The sequence below is a fragment of the Sphingomonas sp. NPDC079357 genome (genome assembly GCF_044901155.1).
Lineage (GTDB): Bacteria > Pseudomonadota > Alphaproteobacteria > Sphingomonadales > Sphingomonadaceae > Sphingomonas.
The window spans coordinates 207461-223072 of record NZ_JBJDOM010000001.1; the positions used below are offsets into that span (position 1 = coordinate 207461).

General features: G+C 69.2%; 17 protein-coding genes. 8 read left to right on the top strand and 9 right to left on the bottom strand.

What is annotated here, in order from left to right; translation table 11 throughout:
• Positions 1-24: 24 nt before the first annotated feature.
• The 3 genes from ACI2JO_RS00970 (at position 25) to gorA (ending at position 2112) form a co-directional block, all read left to right on the top strand.
• A complete protein-coding gene (locus ACI2JO_RS00970; protein ID WP_404718895.1) occupies positions 25-234 on the top strand; it encodes a type II toxin-antitoxin system VapB family antitoxin in 210 nt (69 codons plus the stop codon).
• On the top strand, positions 231-632 hold the full coding sequence (locus ACI2JO_RS00975) for a PIN domain-containing protein (RefSeq protein ID WP_404718896.1): 402 nt from the start codon (positions 231-233) through the stop codon (positions 630-632). Before ACI2JO_RS00970 ends, ACI2JO_RS00975 begins: the two co-directional genes overlap by 4 nt.
• Before the next feature lie 130 nt (positions 633-762).
• Entirely contained in the window at positions 763-2112 is a 1350-nt protein-coding gene (gorA, locus tag ACI2JO_RS00980; RefSeq protein WP_404718897.1) for a glutathione-disulfide reductase, read from the top strand.
• Positions 2113-2145: 33 nt separating this feature from the next.
• On the opposite strand, the gene ACI2JO_RS00985 is transcribed toward gorA, so the two are convergent.
• The 6 genes from ACI2JO_RS00985 to ACI2JO_RS01010 all read right to left on the bottom strand — a co-directional run bounded on the left by ACI2JO_RS00985 (position 2146) and on the right by ACI2JO_RS01010 (position 7386).
• A complete protein-coding gene (locus ACI2JO_RS00985) occupies positions 2146-2586 on the bottom strand; it encodes a hotdog fold thioesterase (protein ID WP_404718898.1) in 441 nt (146 codons plus the stop codon).
• Complete coding sequence (locus tag ACI2JO_RS00990) at positions 2583-2996, bottom strand: vgr related protein (protein ID WP_404720298.1); 414 nt, start codon at positions 2994-2996, stop codon at positions 2583-2585. Before ACI2JO_RS00990 ends, ACI2JO_RS00985 begins: the two co-directional genes overlap by 4 nt.
• Positions 2997-3043: 47 nt before the next feature.
• A complete protein-coding gene (locus ACI2JO_RS00995; protein WP_404718899.1) occupies positions 3044-3331 on the bottom strand; it encodes a hypothetical protein in 288 nt (95 codons plus the stop codon).
• Positions 3315-3737: a copper chaperone PCu(A)C gene (locus ACI2JO_RS01000; RefSeq protein WP_404718900.1), complete on the bottom strand. Its 423-nt coding sequence runs from the start codon at positions 3735-3737 to the stop codon at positions 3315-3317. The genes ACI2JO_RS00995 and ACI2JO_RS01000 overlap by 17 nt, the downstream gene beginning before the upstream one ends.
• A gap of 144 nt (positions 3738-3881) precedes the next feature.
• Positions 3882-6302 carry an ATP-dependent helicase HrpB gene (gene hrpB, locus ACI2JO_RS01005; RefSeq protein ID WP_404718901.1) on the bottom strand — a complete coding sequence of 807 codons (2421 nt, stop codon included), beginning with the start codon at positions 6300-6302 and terminating at the stop codon, positions 3882-3884.
• A gap of 91 nt (positions 6303-6393) precedes the next feature.
• Positions 6394-7386: an adenosine kinase gene (locus ACI2JO_RS01010; protein WP_404718902.1), complete on the bottom strand. Its 993-nt coding sequence runs from the start codon at positions 7384-7386 to the stop codon at positions 6394-6396.
• Between the two features lie 87 nt (positions 7387-7473).
• On the opposite strand from ACI2JO_RS01010, the gene ACI2JO_RS01015 reads away from it, so the two are divergent.
• From ACI2JO_RS01015 to ACI2JO_RS01025, 3 genes are all read left to right on the top strand, one after another.
• On the top strand, positions 7474-8142 hold the full coding sequence (locus tag ACI2JO_RS01015; protein ID WP_404720299.1) for an EI24 domain-containing protein: 669 nt from the start codon (positions 7474-7476) through the stop codon (positions 8140-8142).
• Positions 8139-8513 carry a hypothetical protein gene (locus ACI2JO_RS01020; RefSeq protein WP_404718903.1) on the top strand — a complete coding sequence of 125 codons (375 nt, stop codon included), beginning with the start codon at positions 8139-8141 and terminating at the stop codon, positions 8511-8513. Before ACI2JO_RS01015 ends, ACI2JO_RS01020 begins: the two co-directional genes overlap by 4 nt.
• A gap of 67 nt (positions 8514-8580) precedes the next feature.
• Positions 8581-9882 (top strand): cation:proton antiporter, encoded by a 1302-nt coding sequence (locus ACI2JO_RS01025; protein ID WP_404718904.1) that lies wholly within the window; start codon positions 8581-8583, stop codon positions 9880-9882.
• Positions 9883-9914: 32 nt separating this feature from the next.
• Here ACI2JO_RS01025 and ACI2JO_RS01030 read toward each other — a convergent pair whose 3' ends face one another.
• From ACI2JO_RS01030 to ACI2JO_RS01040, 3 genes are read right to left on the bottom strand one after another with little or no spacing between them, the layout of a single operon-like run.
• Positions 9915-10208 carry a hypothetical protein gene (locus ACI2JO_RS01030; RefSeq protein ID WP_404718905.1) on the bottom strand — a complete coding sequence of 98 codons (294 nt, stop codon included), beginning with the start codon at positions 10206-10208 and terminating at the stop codon, positions 9915-9917.
• Positions 10201-11760 carry a PepSY domain-containing protein gene (locus ACI2JO_RS01035; protein ID WP_404718906.1) on the bottom strand — a complete coding sequence of 520 codons (1560 nt, stop codon included), beginning with the start codon at positions 11758-11760 and terminating at the stop codon, positions 10201-10203. Before ACI2JO_RS01035 ends, ACI2JO_RS01030 begins: the two co-directional genes overlap by 8 nt.
• Positions 11757-12059: a hypothetical protein gene (locus ACI2JO_RS01040; RefSeq protein WP_404718907.1), complete on the bottom strand. Its 303-nt coding sequence runs from the start codon at positions 12057-12059 to the stop codon at positions 11757-11759. The genes ACI2JO_RS01035 and ACI2JO_RS01040 overlap by 4 nt, the downstream gene beginning before the upstream one ends.
• A 349-nt stretch (positions 12060-12408) precedes the next feature.
• Between ACI2JO_RS01040 and ACI2JO_RS01045 the strand changes: the two genes are divergently transcribed.
• Together ACI2JO_RS01045 and ACI2JO_RS01050 are read left to right on the top strand one after the other, a co-directional pair.
• Positions 12409-14172 (top strand): type I secretion system permease/ATPase, encoded by a 1764-nt coding sequence (locus ACI2JO_RS01045; protein ID WP_404718908.1) that lies wholly within the window; start codon positions 12409-12411, stop codon positions 14170-14172.
• 3 nt (positions 14173-14175) lie between these two features.
• The gene (locus ACI2JO_RS01050; RefSeq protein ID WP_404718909.1) at positions 14176-15540 is read left to right on the top strand and encodes an HlyD family type I secretion periplasmic adaptor subunit; all 1365 of its coding nucleotides are present in this window, start codon (positions 14176-14178) and stop codon (positions 15538-15540) included.
• Positions 15541-15612 lie beyond the last annotated feature (72 nt).

A 15612-nucleotide genomic window follows, 5' to 3' on the forward strand; every position in this document is an offset into this window, starting at 1 on the left:
GTATGGCTCTGCGGAGCCATACACATGCGGACCAATATCGACATCGACGACGCGCTCATGGCGGAAGCCATTGAAGCGCTGGGTGTAAAGACCAAGCGCGAAGCCGTGACGAAAGCACTCGAGGAAGTTGTGCGAATCAAACGGCAACTTCGCGCGCTGGAGGAGCTGCGCGGCAGCGGTTGGGAAGGCGATCTCGACGACATGCGCACCAGCAAATATATTCCGGCCGCGTGAACGTTTTCGTCGACACCAGTGTCTGGATCGACCTTTTCGCCGATCGTGACACGCTACAGATCAGAGCGTTGCGCGAGATCACGGCACGAGCGGACAGATTGCTGGTCGGCGACCTCGTTCTGACCGAGGTGCTGCAAGGGACACGCGACCGTCGTGACTTCGAGCGCAAGCGGGCCCGGCTGGTCCTGTTCGATCGCCTCGCCGTCGTGTCGGAGCCGGTCGCCATCCAGGCCGCCCGCAACTACCAGACGCTGCGCGCGCTCGGCATCACGATCCGCAAGACGATCGACACATTGATCGCCACGCGCTGCATCATCGACGACATCCCGCTTCTCTACAGCGACCGCGATTTCGATCCCTTTGTCGAACATCTCGGCCTTCGCTCCGCCATGACCTGACACCTCACCTGTCCTACTCCGCCCCGTCCTGCTAACAGCGGCACCATCCGGCGTGCCGCTGGTTCACCACCCAAATGCAACGCGCGATCGTCTCAACATTCGCAACATTCGCGCCCAACGGAGCCTGTTCATGTCCGACTTCGACTACGACCTTTTCGTCATCGGCGCAGGCTCCGGCGGCACGCGCGCGGCGCGCGTTTCGGCGGCGCACGGCGCGAAGGTGGCAGTGGCGGAGGAATATCGCGTCGGGGGCACCTGCGTGATCCGCGGCTGCGTGCCCAAGAAGCTGCTCGTCTACGGCGCGCACTTCGCCGAGGATCTGCGCGATGCGCGTCACTTCGGCTGGGACGTGCCTGATGACTGCGCGTTCAGCTGGCCGCGGCTACGCGACAATGTGCTGAAGGAGGTGGATCGCATCAACAAGGCGTACACCACCACGATCGAAAGCTCGGGCGCGGAGATCATCCACCAGCGCGCCATCGTCTCCGGCCCCAACGAGGTCACGCTCGCCGACGGCACGAAGAAGACCGCGAAGACGATCCTGATCGCGGTCGGCGCGCATCCCGCCATTCCGGAATGCCCCGGCCACGAACACGGCATCACGTCAAACGAGGCGTTCCATCTTGACGGCATCCCCAAGCGCATCCTGATCGCGGGGGCGGGCTATATCGCCAATGAATTCGCGGGCGTCTTCCATCAACTCGGCGCGCACGTCATCCTGATGAACCGCACGAAGGAAATCCTGCGCGGCTACGACCTGCAGATCCGCGACCGGCTCCTTCAGATCAGCATGATGAAGGGACTCGAGTTCCGCTTCGACGCCGCCTTCCAGGGGATCGACAAGGGCGAGGACGGCTGCCTGACCGTCCATATGTCCAATCATGAGCCGGTGACGGTCGACCTCGTCATGTTCGCCACGGGGCGCAAGCCCAACACCCATGGCCTCGGGCTGGAGACCGCCGGGGTCGAGCTCGACGATCACGGCGCGATCAAGGTCGATGACGACAACCGCTCGACCTGCGCGTCGATCTACGCGGTCGGCGACGTCACCAATCGTATCCAGCTCACCCCGATCGCGATCCGGGAGGGGCAGGCGTTCGCCGACAATATGTACGGCGGCAAGTCGACCAAGGTCGATTACGACTGCGTCCCCTCGGCGGTGTTCAGCCACCCGCCGCTCGCCGGCGTCGGCTTGACCGAGGCGCAGGCGCGGCAGAAGCTCGGCTCGGTGAAGGTCTATTCGTCGGACTTCCGCCCGATGAAGAACGTCCTCGCCGACCGTGACGAGCGCGCGCTCTACAAGATGGTCTGCGATGGTGAAACCGATCGCGTCGTCGGCATCCACATGATCGGCCCCGACGTCCCCGAAATCATCCAGGCCGCCGCGGTCGCGGTAAAGGCCGGGCTGACCAAGGCGCAGTTCGACGCCACCGTCGCGCTCCACCCGACGATGGCCGAGGAACTGGTGCTGCTGAAGTAAACCGTCAGCGCGGCGGTGACGGACGCGGCGGGGTCACCCCACCCCACCCCGCCCCGCCGCGATCACCGCCGCGGTCATCCGCGCGAGGCACACCAGCCGCTCCGCCTCGTCGGTCACGCGGATCGTCCACACCTGCGACGTCCGCCCACGCGCCTCGCTGATCGCGGTCGCATAGACGAACCCCTCGCCGACCGGGCGCAGATGGTTGGCGTTGATCTCCATGCCGACCGCGGCGGCAATAGCCGGATCAAGCGTCGCCATCGCCGCGACCGACGCCACTGTCTCGGCCAGCGCGACCGAGGCGCCGCCGTGAAGCCGCCCATACGGCTGCCGGGTCCGCTGATCGACCGGCATCCGCGCCCGCAACCAGTCGTCCCCGGCGTCGACGAACGTGATCCCGAGCAGGCCCGGCATCGACCCGGCACAGGCAGCGGTCATCGCATCGAGATCGAGGGGGGAATGCCAGATGCTCACGCGTGATCTCCGAACGGAAGAATAGTCTCATAGCGTGCCAGCGCCGGCGCGCCCGGCACGATTGCACCATGCCGCAACAGAAAGGCGTGACGGACGATTTCGGCCTGCTGCTCGATGCCATAGCGCTCCAGCCGCCAGCCGGGCCGGATCGCATAATCGTAACGACAGAAGGGATGGCGCTTCAACGGCAGGAAGACACCACGCTGGTGCTGCCAGATATGGCACAGCTCATGGATGAACAGCCCCTGCCGATCGAGCGAAGCGGCGGCAAAGTCCTCACACCACAAATCGCCGCGCGGGTGAAAGTGGATGCAGCCGCGCGGCGCCATCACCACGTCGCGCGGCTGGAAGAACGCCCATTTGCGGTTCGCCAGCGACACTGCGGAATAGTCGATCGCGCCGCCGTACATCGAGCGCGCCAGCGCGACCTCGCCGTCGGTGAGACAGCGTCGCGCGATCACAAGGCGATCTCCAATAGCAGCCCGACCGGGCTGTACCCGGCTCGCCAATGGCAGGACAACTCCAGCCAAACGATCGACGATCCGCCGATCACGATCGGAACGGCGATGCCCAGCGCCGCCATCACGTCGATCGTCTCACGACTTGCGTAATGAAGCACAATTACCGCAAGGACGGCGGCGATCGCAAGCTCGGCGAGAAGCGTCAGAACGAAGCGACCAGCCGCCGGGGCTCCGCTCAGCGCCTCATCCACTGGCCGGAGCCCCGGCTCACTCCGGGGCGACATCGCCCGCCGCGATTACCTTCGCCTCCAGCTTCGCCGCCGCACCATCGGCGAAGCGCAGCGTCAACGGCATCAGCGACCCCGCCCGCACGCTCTGCGGCAGATCGAACAGCATCACGTGTCGACCGCCCGGCGCGAAAGCGACCTCGGTCTTCGCCGGCACTGGCACCTTCGCCAGCGATTCCATCGTCACCATGCCGTTGGCGGTCATCCGGCTGCCGTGCATCTCGGCACGCGATGCCCCCGGCGCTTCAACACCTACCAGCGTGGTGTCCTTCGCCCCGCCGCGCAGCCCAAAATAGCCCGCCGCCGGCCGTCCCGGCACCGCCGCCAGACGAACATAGGCATCGTTCGCCACCGGCACCGCTGTCTGCGCCGAACATCCCGCCGCAAGGATCGAAACTGCCATTATCAAACGCCGCATGGTCGTCCTCTCCCTTACGCCGCCGGATGTACGATCGCCCCACGACGCGGGCAAGCATGGTGCGACTGCGCCCAGATCCAGCACCTTGACGACGATCCGGCAAGCGTCGCCGCCTCACCGGAAGGCAGGTCACCTGTTCCGTCGCGCATCCGCGTTCTTCGTCCGCAGCGTCGGCGCGGCCGCGGCGGGGTCATCCGGCCACGGATGCCGCGGATAGCGCCCCCGCATCTCGCGCGCGACGTCGCGCCAGCTCCCCTGCCAGAAGCCGGGCAGGTCGCGCGTCGTCTGAATCGGACGCCCGGCCGGTGAGGTCAGCGACAGCACCAGCGGCACGCGCCGCTCGCCGACCACCGGATGCTCGGCCAGCCCGAACAACGCCTGCACGCGCAACTCGACGGTCGGTCCCGCCTCGGCGGCATAGTCGATCGCGTGGGTCGATCCCGCCGGGCTGGTAAAATCGGCCGGCGCGAGCCGGTCGATCTGGCGCAGCGCGTCCCAGCCGAGCAACGCACGCAGCGCCTCGGTCAGCGCGCCCGGCGCGACCGCATCGAGCCGCCGCTTGCCCGCCACCAGCGCCGGCAACCATTCGTCGAGCCGCTCGGTCAGCACCGCATCGTCGAGCGCTACGCCCGCATAGGCCGCACGCGTCCGCAGCGCCCGCGCGCCCTCCGACCATGGCAGCAGATCGACGCCATGCACGCGCACCCCCTCGACCAGCGCCGCCGCCACCACCGCCGGGTCCGCCTGACTATCCGGGCCGCTTGACACGCGGATGGCGCCGATGCGCCGTTCGCGCAGCGGCTGGACGCCGCCGGTCGCCGGATCGAACACCGCGGTCCGCCGCGTCTCGATCCGCTCTGCGAACAGCGTCTCGACCTCGGCGGCATCGATCGCCGCGCCCGACAGGATGCGCGCCCCCGCCGCCATCCCCTGTGTTTCCGCGACCGCCAGCCATTCGGCGCGCGCCAGCGACGACGTCGCATCAAGCCGGAACCCGCGCCCGCCCGCCGAGACCCAGCGCTCGCCGCTCGCATCGCGGCGCCGCGCCACCCGGTCGGGGAAGGCCAGCGCCACGCACGCCGCGATCGTGTCGCCGCTGCCGTCGTGCCCCGCCATCGCCGCCCAGCGCTTCGCCAGCCCGCGCGCAGTCTCCGCCTTCGGCGAGCGATCGCCCCGCCAGCGTCGCAGCCGCAGTTCAAGGTCGGCATCCTGCCCGCCCAGCCCACGCTCCTGCAACAGCACCGCGATCTCCGCTGCGAGCCGCTTGTCGCCCGCGCGCAGCAGCATGTGCGCCAGCCGCGGCGTCATCGGCAGCCGCGCGATCCGGCGACCATGCGCGGTCGGACGCCCGTCGCCGTCGATCGCCCCCAGCGCCGAAAGCCGCGCGCGCGCCTCGTCGATCGCCACCGCCGGCGGCGCGTCGATCCAGCGCAGCGCGCGCGGATCGGCGACGCCCCACAACGCACACGCCAGCACCAGCGCCGACAGATCGGCCTCCAGGATCTCGGGCGGATCGAAACGAGGGATGCCGGCGGTCGCCGCCGCCTCCCACAGCCGATAGGCGACCCCCGGGCCCTGCCGCGCTGCGCGACCGGCGCGCTGCGTCGCCGCTGCCTGGCTCGCACGCTCGGTCACCAGCCGCGTCATCCCCGCAGCGCGATCGTAGCGCGGGCGGCGCGCCAGCCCGCTGTCGATCACCACGCGGATGCCGTCGAGCGTCAGGCTCGTCTCCGCGATCGAGGTCGCCAGCACCAGCTTGCGCGCGCCATCGGACTCGGCGCGGATCGCCGCGCGCTGCGCCGCAGGGTCGAGGCTGCCGTGCAGTCGGTGGAGCCGCACGCCGGGCAGATCGCCGACGCGCTCGGCAGTACGCTCGATCTCGGCGACGCCCGGCAGGAAGGCAAGCACCCCGCCCGTCTCCTCGGCCAGCGCGCGCCGCACCGCCGCCGCCATCGCATCCTCGATCCGCGCCTCGGCAGCGCGCCCGATGTGCCGCAACTCGAGCGGATGGCTGCGGCCTTCGCTCTCGATCAACCGCGCATCGTCCATCAGCGCCGCGAACCGCGCGCCGTCCAGCGTCGCCGACATCGCCACCACGCGCAGATCGGGGCGCAACCCGCCCTGCGCATCCAGCGCCAGCGCCAGGCCGAAATCGCCGTCGAGGCTGCGCTCGTGAACCTCATCGAACAGGATCGCGGAGACGCCGTTCAGTTCGGGATCGTCCTGCAACCGCGCGGTCAGGATGCCCTCAGTCACCACGGTGACGCGCGTCGCCGCCGAGCGTTTGGTATCGAGCCGCGTCGCATAGCCGAAGGTGCGCCCGACCGACTCGTCCGCCTGCGCCGCCATCCGCTCCGCCGCCGCGCGCGCGGCCAGCCGGCGGGGGCTGGTGACCAGCACTTCCCCGGTACACCACGGCTCACCGATCAGCGCCGGGGCGACCGCAGTGGTCTTCCCCGCCCCCGGCGGAGCGACAAGCACCGCCGACGACCGCTCGCGCAGCGTAGCGAGCAGGTCGGGCAGGACGGCATGGATCGGCAGCGAAGTCACGCGCGGGCCTGTGGCAGATCGGCGTGCGCTTGAGAACCGCTACCCCAATCGTCGCTCCCGCGCAGGCAGGGGCGGCGAGACGGATCGCCGATTAAACCCCGGCGGTGATCGCCTTCAGGTCGACGATCGGCCGCGCGCCGAAATGCTGGATCACCTCGGCCGCGCAGATCGCACCGAGCGTCAGCGACGCCTCCAGCGACTTGCCCTGCGCCTGCCCGTGGAGGAAGCCCGCCGCGAACAGGTCGCCCGCGCCGGTCGTGTCGACCACCTTGTCGATCGGCTGCGCAGGCACCACCGTGCGCTCTTCGCCCGCCACCGCCATCGCGCCGCGCTCCGCCAGCGTGACGACGACCAGCGGCACCTTGCCCTGCACCGCCGCCACCGCCGCGTCGACCGTATCGGTCTGCGTCAGGAACATGATCTCGGTCTCATTGGCGAACAGCACGTCGATCAGCCCCTGATCGATCAGCGCGTGAAAGGCGTCACGATGCCGGTCGATCACGAACTCGGCCGACAGCGTGAAGGCGATCTTGCGCCCGGCCCCACGCGCGATGTCGATCGCGGCGCGCATTGCGGCGCGCGGCTCTTCCGGGTCCCACAAATAGCCTTCGAGATACAGATAGCGCGCGTCCGCGATCAGCCCGGCGTCCAGCGCCTCGGCCGGCAGATAGTGCGAGGCGCCGAGGAAGGTGTTCATCGTGCGCTGCCCGTCGGGCGTCACGAAGATCAGGCAGCGGCCGGTGGTCGGCGCCCCCGCCCGCGCGGCGGTGTCGAAGCGGATGCCCGCCGCGCGAATGTCGTGCGCGAACACCTCGCCGAGCTGGTCATCGGCGACCTGCCCGATGAACGCGCACTGGCTGCCCAACGCCGCCATCCCCGCGATCGTATTCGCCGCCGACCCGCCCGACACTTCCTGTCCCGGCCCCATCTTGGCATAGAGCGCGTCGGCTTCCTCCGGCGAGAAGACCAGCGCCATCGCGCCCTTGGTCATGCCGTTGTCGGCGATGAACGCATCGGCGGCGGGCGAAAGGATGTCGACGATGGCATTGCCGATCGCGACCACGTCATAGCGGGGTTCGGTCAAGTTCGTACTTCCTGGAAGCGCGGAAAGCGCCCGACTAGAGCGCGTCCGTCACTTGCGCAACGGGCAAGCGTGGCGCATCCCCCGGCGATGGCGCGCGCGTTCTGGCTTTCGGTGCAGCAACTCGGCGACCCCGCGATCCTGCGGGTGCTCGCACTGTCGCTGGCGATCACGCTTGGCATCTTCGTCGCGCTCGGCGCCGGCGCGTGGTGGCTGATCGACACGGCGCTGAACGGCATCGTCTGGCACGGCGCGCTCGCCGGGTTCGCCGCGACGTTGCTGACCGTGCTCGGCGGCTGGCTGCTGTTTCGCGGGGTGGCGATGCTGGTCGTCGGACTGTTCGCCGACACGATCGTCGCGGCGGTCGAGCGGCGGCATTACCCGCAGGCGCTGGCGGGTGCGCGCGCCGTCTCGCTGGCGCGCGGGTTGCGGATGGGGCTCGCCTCGGCGGGGCGGTTCATCGCGGTCAACCTGCTGGCAGCGCCGGTCTATGTCGCGCTGCTCGTCACCGGCGTCGGTACCGCCGCGGCGTTCTTCGTCGTCAACGGCTGGCTGCTCGGGCGCGACCTCGGGGAGATGGTCGCGGCGCGCCACCTGCCGGCTGCGGCGATGCGAGACTGGCGCGCGGTGACCGCCGGTCGGCGCTTCGTGCTGGGACTTGCCGCGACCGGGCTGTTCGTGGTTCCGCTGCTCAACATCCTCGCGCCCGTACTGGGCGCGGCGATGGCGACGCACCTATTCCACGGAACCCGCCGATGAAGCCCCTCGCCTCTGCCGCGCTGCTCCTCCTGCCCGTGCTGGCGGGATGCGCCACGACCACCGCACAACGCCCCGCCGTGGCGCGCGCGATCCCGGTCGCGCTGCCGACGCTGGGGCTGGAGGCGGTGATGGGACAAGATGCCGCGCATCTGACGCGCACCTTCGGGCAACCCGACGCCGATGTCCGCGAGGGCGCCGCCCGCAAGCTGCAATTCTCCAGCGCGATCTGCATCCTTGACGCCTATCTCTACCCCACCCCCGACCGCGCCGAGCCGCACGTCACCTGGGTCGATGCGCGTCAGCGCGACGGCAACAGCATTGATCGCGCCAGCTGCGTCGCCGCGCTGAACCGCCGGGCGGGCGGCCGGTAGCGTCAACATCCTCGTTGAGCGCACACGCCTCACCCGTTAGCGTTCGAAAAACGGGGGAGGATTCGACATGGCACCGGCGCAGCTCAGCGTGCTGTTCTTCATGCAATTGTTCGCGATCGTCGCGGTGTCGCGCGCGGTCGGGTGGCTGGCGAAACGCTATCTTGGTCAGCCGCAGGTCGTGGGCGAGATGATCGCCGGCGTGCTGCTCGGGCCGTCGCTGCTCGGGCTGGTCGCCCCCGAGTGGCAGACATTGTTGTTCCCGACGGAGACGCGCGGGTTGCTCTATGCGGTCGCGCAACTCGGCGTCGGCCTCTACATGTTCATCGTCGGGCTCGGCTTCCGCGCCGACCATTTCCGCAGCAACGCGCGCAGCGCCGCCGCCGTCTCGCTGTCGGGCATGATCGCGCCGTTCGCGGTCGCGGTCGTGCTCGCCCCCTGGCTTCGCTCCATCCCCGGTCTGTTCGGACCGACCGTCACCGCGACCCAGGCGGCGCTGTTTCTCGGCGCGTGCATCGCGATCACCGCCTTTCCGATGCTAGCGCGCATCATTCACGAGCGCGGCCTGTCGGGCACGCCGCTCGGCACGCTGTCGCTTTCGTCGGGCGCGATCGACGATGCCGGTGCCTGGACGGTACTGGCGGTGGTGCTGGCGACGTTCGGCGACGGTGCGGGCGTCGCGATCAAGGCGATTGGCGGCGCGGCACTGTTCGCGGTTGTCGTGCTCGGCTTCGGCCCGCGGCTGCTGCGCCCGCTGCGCGCCCGCGCCGAGCGGACGGGGATCGTGGGTCAAACCGAGACGGGCATCGCCGTGATGCTGTTCCTGCTCGCCGCCTTCGCGATGGATGCGGTCGGGATGCACGCGGTATTCGGCGGGTTCCTGCTCGGTGCGGCGATGCCGCGCGGCGCCTTTGCCGACGGCCTGAAGCGCCAGCTCGAGCCGCTGACCGTCCTCCTGCTGCTCCCGTGCTTTTTCACCTTCAGCGGGCTCAATACCCAGCTTGCGCTGGTCGCCAACCCGGCGCTGTTCGGTGTCGCGCTGGTCGTGCTCGTCGCTTCGGTCGTCGCAAAGGGTGGCGCGTGCTGGGCGGCGGCGCGGCTGACCGGTCAGGACAATGCGACCGCGCTGGGCGTCGGCGCGCTGATGAACGCGCGCGGGCTGATGGAGCTGATCATCATCAACATCGGGCTGGCGCGCGGCATCATCGGGCCCGCGTTGTTCTCGATGCTGGTGCTGATGGCGATCGCCACGACGCTGATGAGTTCGCCGATGTTCGAGTTCGTGTACGGTCGCCGCGCCCGCGCCCGTGGTGAACTCGGCGTGCTCGACGAGGAGGCCGCCGCGCCCGTGCCGCGGCAGGCGCGCTCCTGATCGGCGCGCGTGCCGATCGCCTTAATACAGGATCAGGAGCGGCGAAGCACCCGGCGGACCGGATAGAAGACCGCGCCGGGTGCTATCGACAGCGCCAGCACCACCGCCACCGCCGCGATCGACGCGCAGGTCAGCAGCCGCACCCAGCGCTCGCCGTCCAGCGGCGTACCGACCCGGACGAGCGCCAGCGCGATCAGCACCGCCGCGCCGCTACGCAGCGCCCGCACCGCGCGCTCTCCGGAGATCCCCGCCTCGCGACGGAATTTGTATGACGCCGCGGCCAGCAGCACGAACGCCAGCGCACACAGAACCACACCCTCAAACATGCACCACCTCTTGTAACCGTCGCGCAGCGCGCACTTTCTGCGGCCGTGCCGCGCGCCAGGCCGCGATCCCCAGCAGCGCCGCGATGCCGAGCATCGCGAGATCGAAGCCCATGAACAGCCCGTCACCCGCTCGCCACGATGCCAGCAGCCCCCGCGACGTGGTCAGCGCATTCGCCATCGGGATCGCCAGGTAAACGACGGACCCGGTCGCGAAAAGGATCGCCCACGCCTGCTTGGCCGGGCGCAGCGACTGCAGCACCGCCGCAACGCCCCACACGTAGAACATCGTTGCTACCTCGACATCGGCACGCCCCTCGGCCGCCGCGGGGATGACGCGGTTGGAAAGCAGGAACGCCCCCATGCCAAGCGGCAGCCCGGCGATCGTCGCGATGTTCAACCGTTCGACCAGCCGCAATCCGAAAATGGGTGCCATGCCCGGCTTGCGCCGCGCCGCGGTCCACAGCAGCAATCCGGTGCCGACCATCGCCGCCCCGGTCAGGCCAAGCAGGAACAATACCCAGCGCAACGCGGGCGCCGCGAAATGCGCGATGTGCAATCCCAGCATCACGCCGGCTGTCGATACCGCGGCTCCGGTGCCGCTTGGCGACTGGAGCAGTGCACCCGTCGCACCCGAATAGACGACCGTGCCCGCGCGTGCGTTCAGGCGCGTGTCGGCCGCACCGCTGACCGCGACGATGGCCGCCGCATCGCCCGGCTGCTGCACCAAGACGCGCGCCGCCGGCATGCGCAGCCGGGCTTCGGCATCCCGCACCAGCGGCGCGATCGGCACCAGTGACGCGCCCCGCCCGCTCGCCTCGGCATCGCGCGGCAGACCATAAGCCTCGCGCCCGAAATCCAGCGGCTGTTTGTAATTGATGGCAATGGGATACGGAAGATACATCAGCACCAATGTCAGCAGACCGGTGTAGGTGATGACTGCATGATACGGCAGCGCCAGCACCGCCGACACGTTGTGCGCGTCCAGCCAGCTGCGCTGCCCCTTGTTCCAGCGCAACGTGAAGAAGTCGGCGAAGATGCGCTTGTGCGTCACCACGCCCGAGATGATCGCCGCCAGCATGAACATCGCGCAGATGCCCGCCAGCCAGCGCCCCCACGGATGCGGCAGCTGCAACTGGAAGTGGAAGCGATAGAAATGCTCGCCGCCCCGCGTTTCGCGCGCGTGGACCGGAGCGCCGGTCGCGGGATCGAGCACCTGCTCCGCCGCGCGCTTGCGCCGCTTGGCCGGCCCGGCGTCGGGGGTGTCGTGCTTCGGTGTTGCATAAACGCGCGTCACGACATCACGGTCGTTCGGCAGCTGGATGAACCATTGTTGGTCGGTGATGCCATCACGCGACAAGCTGGTGACCGCAGTCTGCGCCGCATCAGCGGGGGCGGTACGGTTCATCGGCAGCTCGGGCTGCATCCAGCGCGTGATTTCGGGACGGAAATAGCTCGCGGTGCCGGTCAGGAACATCGCAAACAGGATCCAGCCGGCAAGCAGCCCCAGCCAGCTGTGGATCCACGCCATCGACTGACGCAGCGAACGGATCACGGACGGGTGCCCAGCAGCCACACCGCCCCGCCCGCAACGATCGTCGCGCCCCACACCCAGCCGGCAACGCGCGACAGCCGCGGCTCATGAAAGCACCACAGGCCGACCACCGCATAGAACAGGAAGGCCGGAATCATCGCCCAGACGGTCGCTTCGACTCGCGCGATCGGCAGCAGTCGCGCGATCAGGGTCGCGACGATCGCGGTGAGTGCATAACCGCCGAGGAACGCCGTGAAGCAGCGCGCCACCATCGCCAGCGCAGCACCGCGGAGGCGGCGCGTGCGCGGTGCCGACGTCATGGGCGGTCCCACCCGCTGCATCAGCATTCGCCACCTTCCCCTTGCCCTCGCGTCGCACCGCTATACCAGCGATTGCGACTGACTAGCAATAGTAGGGCGGAATTTTCGCTGGGTTACCGATTCGCTGACTGGTTGGCCGAAATGCCCGACATACCGAATGTCCGCGATGATCCCGCATCGCACCGGCGCTTCCCGCCGGTCGCAATGGTAGTAATTTCTTCAACCATTTCTGCGATATGGGCGGCGGGAGAGGGATCACCAAACCGTCGCACGGGGCCACTCAGTCAGCTGACGGAGTCCGCACGTACCCGGTCGCTTTGACGAAACGTTGATGCTAGGCGTTGGTTCCATGATGATAACCACGAATCCGGGTGCCGAAGGTCCGATGCGGGCGGCGCTGTCGCTGTGCCGCCGCCATATCGTGGCGGCGTTCGGGTTCAGCGCGCTGGTCAACATCCTCTACATCGCGCCGACGCTGTACATGCTGCAGGTCTATGATCGGGTGGTACCGACGCACGGCCGGCTGACCTTGTGGTTCCTGACCGCGGTGCTGCTGTTCGCGCTCGTCACCTTGTCGATGCTCGACCGGATCCGCACCCGGTTGCTGGTGCGCGCCGGGGTCCGGCTCGACGCGACGCTCGCACCCGTGCTGCTCGACGCCACGCTTGGCCGCCCCGATCAGCCGGTCGCCCGCCAGGCACTGCGCGAGTTCGACACCGTCCGCCAGACGCTGAGCGGGCCCGGCGTGCTGGCGCTGTTCGATGCGCCCTGGACGCCGATCTATGTCGCCGTCTGCTTCCTCGTTCATCCGGTGCTCGGGATCGTCGCGCTGGTCGGGGGCACGATCCTGCCCGTGATCGCTTGGCGCAACGAAAAGGGCACGCGCACCGCGCTTGAGCGGGCGCAGATTGCCGCGACCACCAGCTACGCCAGCCAGGAGTCGATGCTCGGCGGCGCCGAGGCGGTTCGCGCGCTGGGGATGCGGCGCGCGATGGTGACGCGCCAACTCCGCTATCGCGAGACGATGCTGGCGCTCCAGACCCGCGCCGGCTTCACCGGCGGCAATTACATGACCGCCACCAAGTTCGTCCGCCTCGCGCTGCAAAGCCTCGCGCTCGGGCTCGGCGCGTTGCTGGCGATCGACAACCAGATATCGGGCGGCTCGATCTTCGCGGCGTCCTTCCTGATCTCGCGCGCGCTGGCCCCGATCGAAATGCTGATCGGCAGCTGGAAGAGCATTGCGCAGGCGCATGGCAGCTACCTGCGACTCGACAAGCTGCTGACCGAAACGCAGACCACCGGCGTCGTCACCCAGCTTCCCGCCCCAAGGGGCGCGCTGCGGCTCGAGAACGTCACGCTCTTTAACGACACGCGCGACGGCACGATCGTCAGCGACGTCTCGCTTCCGATCGCGGCCGGCGAGGTGATCGCGATCGTCGGGCCGAGCGGTGCGGGCAAGTCGACGCTGGCCCGGATCATCGCCGGCGCGATCCGCCCCGATCGCGGCCGCGTCCGCATCGACGGCGCCGACGTGACCGACTGGGACCCCGAATTGCTCGCCGAGCATATCGGCTATCTGCCGCAGGACCCGTCGCTGTTCGCCGGCACCGTGAAGGAAAACATCGCCCGCTTCCGCACCGAGCTGGCGCATGATCCCGCCGCGATCGACGCCGCCGCGATCAAGGCCGCCGAGCGCGCCCGCGCGCGCGAGCTGATCCAGCGACTGCCCGGCGGCTTCGATCACGAGCTGAAGCCCGGCGGGCGTGGCCTTTCCGCGGGTCAGGCGCAGCGCGTCGCCTTGGCGCGCGCGATGTTCGGCGATCCGGCGGTGCTGATCCTCGACGAACCCAATGCGCACCTCGATGCCGAGGGTGACAGCGCGCTGCTCGCCGCGATCGATCATTACAAGAAGGCCGGGCACACGATCCTGGTGGTCAGCCACAAGCTCGGCATCCTGCCCGTCGTCGACAAACTGCTGGTGATGCGCGGCGGACGCGTGGAGATGTTCGGCCCCCGCGACGAGGTATTGCCCAAGATCGCGCCGCAACGCCCGCGCGCGGTGCCGCGCCCCGGCACGCCCACCACGATCACCGCCCCCAGCGCGAGCGCCTGAGCCATGGCCACCCTCCCCCTAGCCTCCCCCCCTGCCCTGACCGGCGACGACGCGGTCCACCTGCCCGCTGATCCACGCGGCGACATCCGCACCGGTCTGATCGTCGCGGCGCTGTTCTTCATCGGTTTCCTCGGCTGGGCCGCGTTCGCGCGCCTCGACGCAGCGGCCTATGCCGAGGGCGTGCTCGCGGTGTCCGGGCAGCGCCAGGCCGTCCAGCATCGCGACGGCGGCGTGGTCGACAAGATCTTCGTCCGCGACGGCCAACGCGTCCAGCAGGGGCAATTGCTGATCCGCCTCGGCTCGCCGGAGGTGCTCGCCAGCGAGCGCGCGCTGGCGTCGCAGACCATCCGCCTGCTCGCGCAGCGCGCGCGGCTTCAGGCGGAACAGCTCGGCCAGTCGCACATAGCGCCCCCACGCGAATTCGCGACGCTCAACGCCGAGGATCGGGCCGAGGCCGCGCTCGCCATGCGACTCCAGCAGACCGAACTCAACGCACGCACCGCGACGCTCACCGCGCAGCGCGACGCGCTCGGCCAGCGCGCCGCGCAGTCGAACGAACAGGGCCGCGGCTATGGCGAGCAGGTGCTGTCCGCACAGGAGCAGTTGAAGCTGCTCGACGCCCAGCTCGACGCGCTGCGCCCTGTCGCCGCCAAGGGCTTCGTTTCGCAGACCCGGCTCCGCGAGCTGGAACGGATGCGTGCCGAATTGCAGGGCCAGCGCGGGCAATATTCCGCCAGCGTCGCGCAGACCCGTGAGGCGGCGCGCGAAAGCCAGATCCAGCGGCTCGAGGCCGAGCGCACCTTCACCGAACGCACCGCCGCCGACCTGCGCGATGTCGAGGTCCGGCTCGGCGAGCTGATGCCGAAGCTGGGCGCGGCGCGCGAACAGCTTGCGCGCACCGAGATCCGTGCCCCCGCGACCGGCGCGGTCGTCGGACTGACCGTCTTCACCCCCGGCGGCGTGATCCAGCCGGGGCAGAAGCTGATGGACATCGTCCCCGAAGAGGCCCCGCTGCGCATTCAGGCGCGCATCTCGCCCGACGACGCCGACGACCTGAAGGTCGGGCAGCACACCACGGTCAAATTCCCGAGCCTCCACGAACGCGACATCCCGCCGTTGGGCGGCACGATGACGCGACTGTCGGCGGACAGCTTCACCGACGAAAAGACCGGCGTCAGCTATTTCACCGCCGAGATCACCGTGCCGCCCGAGGAGCTGCATGTCCTCGCCAAATTCCGCGGCGAACAGTTCAAGCTGCGCCCCGGGATGCCCGCGCAGGTGCTGATCCCGCTGCGCAAGCGCACCGCGCTCGATTACGCGCTGGAGCCGCTGGTGGGCGCGTTCTGGTCGTCGTTCCGCGAGCATTGATCCGTGCTTCGTCGCCCCGGACTTGATCCGGGGCCCCACTTCTTCTTGCCGTCCGGGGCATGAAGAAGCGGA

Excerpts from the sequence above, each read along its gene's own strand:
- ACI2JO_RS00970 (WP_404718895.1), top strand. The coding sequence starts at position 25 with ATGCGGACCAATATCGACATCGACGACGCGCTCATGGCGGAAGCCATT.
- gorA (WP_404718897.1), top strand. The coding sequence starts at position 763 with ATGTCCGACTTCGACTACGACCTTTTCGTCATCGGCGCAGGCTCCGGC.
- ACI2JO_RS01045 (WP_404718908.1), top strand. The coding sequence starts at position 12,409 with ATGATGATAACCACGAATCCGGGTGCCGAAGGTCCGATGCGGGCGGCG.
- ACI2JO_RS00995 (WP_404718899.1), bottom strand. The coding sequence starts at position 3,331 with ATGTCGCCCCGGAGTGAGCCGGGGCTCCGGCCAGTGGATGAGGCGCTG.
- ACI2JO_RS01025 (WP_404718904.1), top strand. The coding sequence starts at position 8,581 with ATGGCACCGGCGCAGCTCAGCGTGCTGTTCTTCATGCAATTGTTCGCG.
- ACI2JO_RS01040 (WP_404718907.1), bottom strand. The coding sequence starts at position 12,059 with ATGACGTCGGCACCGCGCACGCGCCGCCTCCGCGGTGCTGCGCTGGCG.
- ACI2JO_RS01030 (WP_404718905.1), bottom strand. The coding sequence starts at position 10,208 with ATGTTTGAGGGTGTGGTTCTGTGTGCGCTGGCGTTCGTGCTGCTGGCC.
- ACI2JO_RS01020 (WP_404718903.1), top strand. The coding sequence starts at position 8,139 with ATGAAGCCCCTCGCCTCTGCCGCGCTGCTCCTCCTGCCCGTGCTGGCG.
- ACI2JO_RS01050 (WP_404718909.1), top strand. The coding sequence starts at position 14,176 with ATGGCCACCCTCCCCCTAGCCTCCCCCCCTGCCCTGACCGGCGACGAC.
- ACI2JO_RS01000 (WP_404718900.1), bottom strand. The coding sequence starts at position 3,737 with ATGGCAGTTTCGATCCTTGCGGCGGGATGTTCGGCGCAGACAGCGGTG.
- ACI2JO_RS01015 (WP_404720299.1), top strand. The coding sequence starts at position 7,474 with ATGGCGCGCGCGTTCTGGCTTTCGGTGCAGCAACTCGGCGACCCCGCG.
- ACI2JO_RS00990 (WP_404720298.1), bottom strand. The coding sequence starts at position 2,996 with ATGTACGGCGGCGCGATCGACTATTCCGCAGTGTCGCTGGCGAACCGC.